The 4,257-nt window shown below is 70.2% G+C and carries 6 protein-coding genes; 2 read left to right on the top strand and 4 right to left on the bottom strand.

All coding sequences use genetic code 11. The features are described 5' to 3' along the window. Window positions 1–1,416 (top strand): DUF3418 domain-containing protein (locus JWQ91_RS14825; RefSeq protein WP_297785791.1); only part of this gene is annotated, 1,416 nt, incomplete at its 5' end. 106 nt (window positions 1,417–1,522) lie between these two features. Here the strand turns inward: JWQ91_RS14825 and JWQ91_RS14820 are convergent. Then, entirely contained in the window at window positions 1,523–1,882 is a 360-nt protein-coding gene (locus JWQ91_RS14820) for an FKBP-type peptidyl-prolyl cis-trans isomerase (RefSeq protein ID WP_297785788.1), read from the bottom strand. Window positions 1,883–1,924: 42 nt separating this feature from the next. Here JWQ91_RS14820 and JWQ91_RS14815 point away from each other — a divergent pair, with 42 nt between their 5' ends. Further along, on the top strand, window positions 1,925–2,971 hold the full coding sequence (locus JWQ91_RS14815; protein WP_297785785.1) for a zinc-dependent alcohol dehydrogenase family protein: 1,047 nt from the start codon (window positions 1,925–1,927) through the stop codon (window positions 2,969–2,971). Here the strand turns inward: JWQ91_RS14815 and JWQ91_RS14810 are convergent. From JWQ91_RS14810 to JWQ91_RS14800, 3 genes are all read right to left on the bottom strand, one after another. Then, complete coding sequence (locus JWQ91_RS14810) at window positions 2,949–3,278, bottom strand: DUF952 domain-containing protein (RefSeq protein WP_297785782.1); 330 nt, start codon at window positions 3,276–3,278, stop codon at window positions 2,949–2,951. The two genes, JWQ91_RS14815 and JWQ91_RS14810, sit on opposite strands and share 23 nt — an antisense overlap. Next, entirely contained in the window at window positions 3,275–3,724 is a 450-nt protein-coding gene (locus JWQ91_RS14805) for a MarR family transcriptional regulator (RefSeq protein ID WP_297785779.1), read from the bottom strand. The genes JWQ91_RS14810 and JWQ91_RS14805 overlap by 4 nt, the downstream gene beginning before the upstream one ends. 68 nt (window positions 3,725–3,792) lie before the next feature. Then, window positions 3,793–4,257, bottom strand: a 465-nt coding sequence (locus JWQ91_RS14800) for an acyl-CoA dehydrogenase family protein (RefSeq protein ID WP_297785776.1), incomplete at its 5' end; no start/stop codon positions are given.

Genomic DNA, 4,257 nt, shown 5'->3' with positions numbered 1-4,257 from the left:
GTGGTGTCGACCCGTCATTTCGACAGCTGGTGGAAGAAGACCAAGCTGCGCGACCCCGACCTCCTGACGTTCGACCCAGCGATGCTGCGTCATGACGTCGAGGGCGCCGACGAGGAGTTCCCTCACGAGTGGCGCTCCGAGGGCGAGACGTATCCGCTGACGTACGCCTTTGAGCCGGGCCTCGAGGACGACGGTGTCACGGTCGACCTGCCGGTCGAGCGGCTGCTGTCCGTCGACGACCGGGCGTTTGACTGGCACGTGCCCGGCCACCGCATCGAGCTGGTGACCGAGCTGATCCGATCACTGCCGAAACGGTTGCGGCGCGAGTTCGTGCCGGCCGGACAGTTCGCACCCCGCCTCGTCGAGGCCATGGACCCGTCCGCGCCCGACCTGAGCGACGAGCTCGCCCGCCAGATGCGACAGCTCAACGGCACGGTCGTCTCGCCGGACGACTTCGACTTCGCGGCCCTCCCGTCGCACCTGCGGGTGACGTTCCGCGTCGTCGACGGCGACGCCGAGCTGGCTCGCGGCAAGGACCTCGCCGTGCTGCGGGCAACACTCGCCGACCAGCTGCGCGCCGACCTGCACGAGGTGGCCCGCCAGGAGGAGCGCAGCGGACTGCGGGCCTGGGACGTCGGCACCATCCAGCCGACCATCACCGCGGGGCAGATCACGGGCTACCCGGCTCTCGTCGACGAGGGGACGTCGGTGGCACTGCGGGTGCTCGACAGCGCCGCCGAGCAGGCCGTCGCAATGGTCAAGGGGCAGGCGCGGCTGCTGTCGTTCTCGCTCGCCACGCCGGTGCCGCAGCTCGGACGCGCGCTCGACCTGCACGCCAAGCTGCTGCTGTCGACCGGTCCGCACGCCGACGCCGCGGCCGTCATCGAGGAGTGCTGGCTCGCGGCTCTCGACGCGCTGGTGGTGCGCCACGGTGGTCCGGTGTGGGAACCGGTTGACTTCACCCTGCTGCACGAGACCGTGCGCGCCGAGGCCTACGACGAGACCGAGCGCGCGGTCCAGTCGGTGCTGGCCACCCTCCGCGCGCTGGGCGACGTCGTCCCGCTGCCGAGCACCGAGGCCGGCGAGGACGTCCGCGTCCAGCTGTCGTGGCTGATCTACCCCGGATTCATCCGCGACGCCGGCGTCGACCAGCTGCGCCGCCTCCCGCTCTACCTGCAGGCCGCCCGTCGCCGCCTCGACGCGCCGCTGACCGCCGACCTCCTGGCCGCCCAAGACCTGGAGGCGCGGTTCCACGAGCGGACAGCCGGGCTCTCGAGCTGGGCGCGCCTGTCCCCCGAGATCAGGCACGTGCGGTGGGCACTGGAGGAGCTGCGGCTCGGCCTTCTCGCTCAGCACCTCCGCACGGCGTTCCCGGTGTCGGTCAAGCGCGTCACCGCCCTGGTCGACGCCCTCTGACCTGCCGGAGTCGGTGACGTTCGTCGCGCTGGCCTGAAGAGCCGACGTCCGGGCACAGGAGTTCCTGTGCCCGGACGAGGTCAGCCGCGCCGGTGGTGGGTTGTGGTCAGACGCCGAGCAGGTCGATCACGAACACGAGCGTCTTGCCGGACAGACGGTGTCCGCCGCCGGCCGCACCGTAGGCCAGCTCCGGCGGGCACACGAGCTGACGGCGTCCGCCGACCTTCATGCCCGGGATGCCCTGCTGCCAGCCGGCGATGAGCTGCGGGAGCGGGAACTTCGCCGACTGCCCGCGATCCCACGACGCGTCGAACTGCTCGCCGGTGTCGAACTCGACACCGACGTAGTGGACGTTGACGAGTCCGCCCGGGACGGCCTCGGGGCCGTCGCCGATGATGAGGTCTTTGATCTGGAGCTCGGTGGGCGCGGGGCCCTCGATGAAGTCGATTTCAGGCTTGTCAGTCATGCGTCCGATCCTTCCACACCGTGCCGCTGCCACAATGGTCAGATGCGCGCCACAGTCCTCCATGCCCCCCGCGACATCCGCCTCGACGACGTCCCCGCCCCCGAGCTCCAGGAGGACACCGACGCGATCGTCCGCGTCGTGGCTTCTTGCATCTGCGGCTCCGACCTGTGGCCCTACCGCGGCATCAAGGAGGTCACGAGCCCCGTGCGGATCGGGCACGAGTTCGTCGGCATCGTCGAGCAGGTCGGTGCGACCGTCTCGACGCTCAGCCCCGGTGACTTCGTCATCGCGCCGTTCACGTTCTCCGACAACGTCTGCCTGCTGTGCCAGCGTGGCGTGCACACGTCGTGCGTCAACGGCGGGTTCTGGGGCGCCAAGGACAAGCAGGGGCATGCCGTCGACGGCGGCCAGGGTGAGCTCGTGCGGGTGCCGTGGGCCGACGGCACCCTGGTCGTCACCCCGTCGCAGCCGTCCGAGGCGCTCGTCAGGCAGCTCCTGACCCTCTCGGACGTCTTCCCGACCGGGCACCACGCCGCGGTGTCCGCCGGCGTGACGGCCGGCAGCACCGTCGTGGTCGTCGGCGACGGCGCCGTCGGGCTCAGCGCTGTCCTGGCGGCCAAGCGCCTCGGCGCGGGACACATCGTCGCGATGTCCCGGCACGAGGACCGGCAGCGGATCGCCCTGGAGTTCGGCGCCGACCAGGTCGTCGAGGAGCGCGGCAAGGACGGCGCGGCGGTCGTGCGGGAGATCCTGGACGGGATCGGCGCGGACTTCGTGCTCGAGTGCGTCGGGACGGCGGACAGCATGAAGCAGGCGATGCTCTCGGCGCGCCCCGGCGGCCGGATCGGGTACGTCGGCGTGCCCCACGACGTCGAGCTCAACGTGCCGGCGATGTTCGCCCGCAACATCGGGCTGGCCGGCGGCGTCGCCCCGGTCCGCTCCTACATCGAGGAGCTGCTGCCCGAGGTCCTGGCCGGGACCGTCACCCCGGGCAGCGTCTTCGACCTCACCCTGCCGCTCGACCGGGTGGCCGACGGCTACCGGGCGATGGACGAGCGCACCGCGATCAAGACGATGCTGACAATCTGAACAGCTCGGCCGTGACGACCGCATCGAGGTTCAGCGACCCGTAGACGTGCGGGAACGGGAGCTCCTGGCCCGGTACGTCGTCGAGCCGCCACGACGACGTCAGCAGGTCGGTGTCGATCGTGAGCAGCCAGATCGGCTCGGTGACGTCACGGTAGTAGCGGGCGTGGACACCAGCGACCTGCTCGGCCTGGGAACAGTGGATGAACCCGACCTCCGCGAGGTCCATCCCGATCGTCGACACGGTGTACGTCCCGGAGGCCTGGAAGGCCTGCCACGCACCGTCGAGCGCCAGGTGGAAGATCTTCACAACAGCTTCTCGGCGCCCTCGTTGAGCCGGGTCAGGCTACGAGCGAAGGTCTCGACCTCGCCGGGCGTCCAGTCCTCCAGGATCGCCAGCAGCCGCTCGTGGCTCTTGCGGCGGTATGCCTCGAGGTCCGCCCGGGCCGACGGGGTCAGCACCAGCAGGTGCGCGCGGCCGTCGTCGGGGTCGGCCAGTCGGCTCAGGAGCCCGAGCTTCTCCAATGACGCGACGGCGCGGCTCGCGGTCGACTTGTGCACCCCGAGCTCCTCGGCGAGCTCCGACCCACGGATGCCGTCGGGCGCGTCGCAGATCGCGAGCAGGAACGTGAACATCCCGTAGTCGAGCTTGGGATGGATCTCCCCCAGGTGCCGCATGCTCCGTGCCCGGACCCGGCGGATGAACCGGGTCAGCTCGAAGTCGACGTCAAGCCCGGCCGGAAGTTCACTCGTCATGAGGTGAACCTTACTGAATGACGTGACACTCCCCCGTGATCGAGGGAGTGCCACGACAGGGTGTCCGACTAGCGCAGCTGCGAGGAGGTGAGGTTGAGCAGTCGCCGCGCCACGATGAGCTGCTGGATCTGCTGCGTCCCCTCGAAGATGTCGAGGATCTTGGAGTCCCTCGACCACTTCTCGATGAGCTCGTTCTCGCTGTAGCCGAGGGTGCCGGCCAGCTCGACACACCGCAGCGTGATCGCGTTGCCCACCCGACCGGCCTTGGCCTTGGCCATCGAGGCCTCCATCGAGTTGGGCTTGCGGTTGTCGGCGAGCCACGCGGCCTCGAGCGTCATGAGCAGCGCGGCCTCCCAGTCGGCCTCCATCGAGATGAAGGTCGCGGCGGCGTACGACTGCGCCTGGATCGGCCGGTCGTAGTCGATCACGACGCCGGCCTGCTCGAGCAGCTCCCGGGTGTCCTCGAGCGCCGCGCGGGCGCACCCGACGGCCATGCCCGCCACGAGGGGCCGGGTGTTGTCGAACGTCGCCAT

This window comes from Aeromicrobium sp. (genome assembly GCF_025965075.1).
Taxonomy (GTDB): Bacteria; Actinomycetota; Actinomycetes; order Propionibacteriales; family Nocardioidaceae; genus Aeromicrobium.
This window is presented reverse-complemented; position numbering and strand designations above follow the sequence as displayed.

Excerpts from the sequence above, each read along its gene's own strand:
- JWQ91_RS14820 (WP_297785788.1), bottom strand. The coding sequence starts at position 1,882 with ATGACTGACAAGCCTGAAATCGACTTCATCGAGGGCCCCGCGCCCACC.
- JWQ91_RS14815 (WP_297785785.1), top strand. The coding sequence starts at position 1,925 with ATGCGCGCCACAGTCCTCCATGCCCCCCGCGACATCCGCCTCGACGAC.
- JWQ91_RS14805 (WP_297785779.1), bottom strand. The coding sequence starts at position 3,724 with ATGACGAGTGAACTTCCGGCCGGGCTTGACGTCGACTTCGAGCTGACC.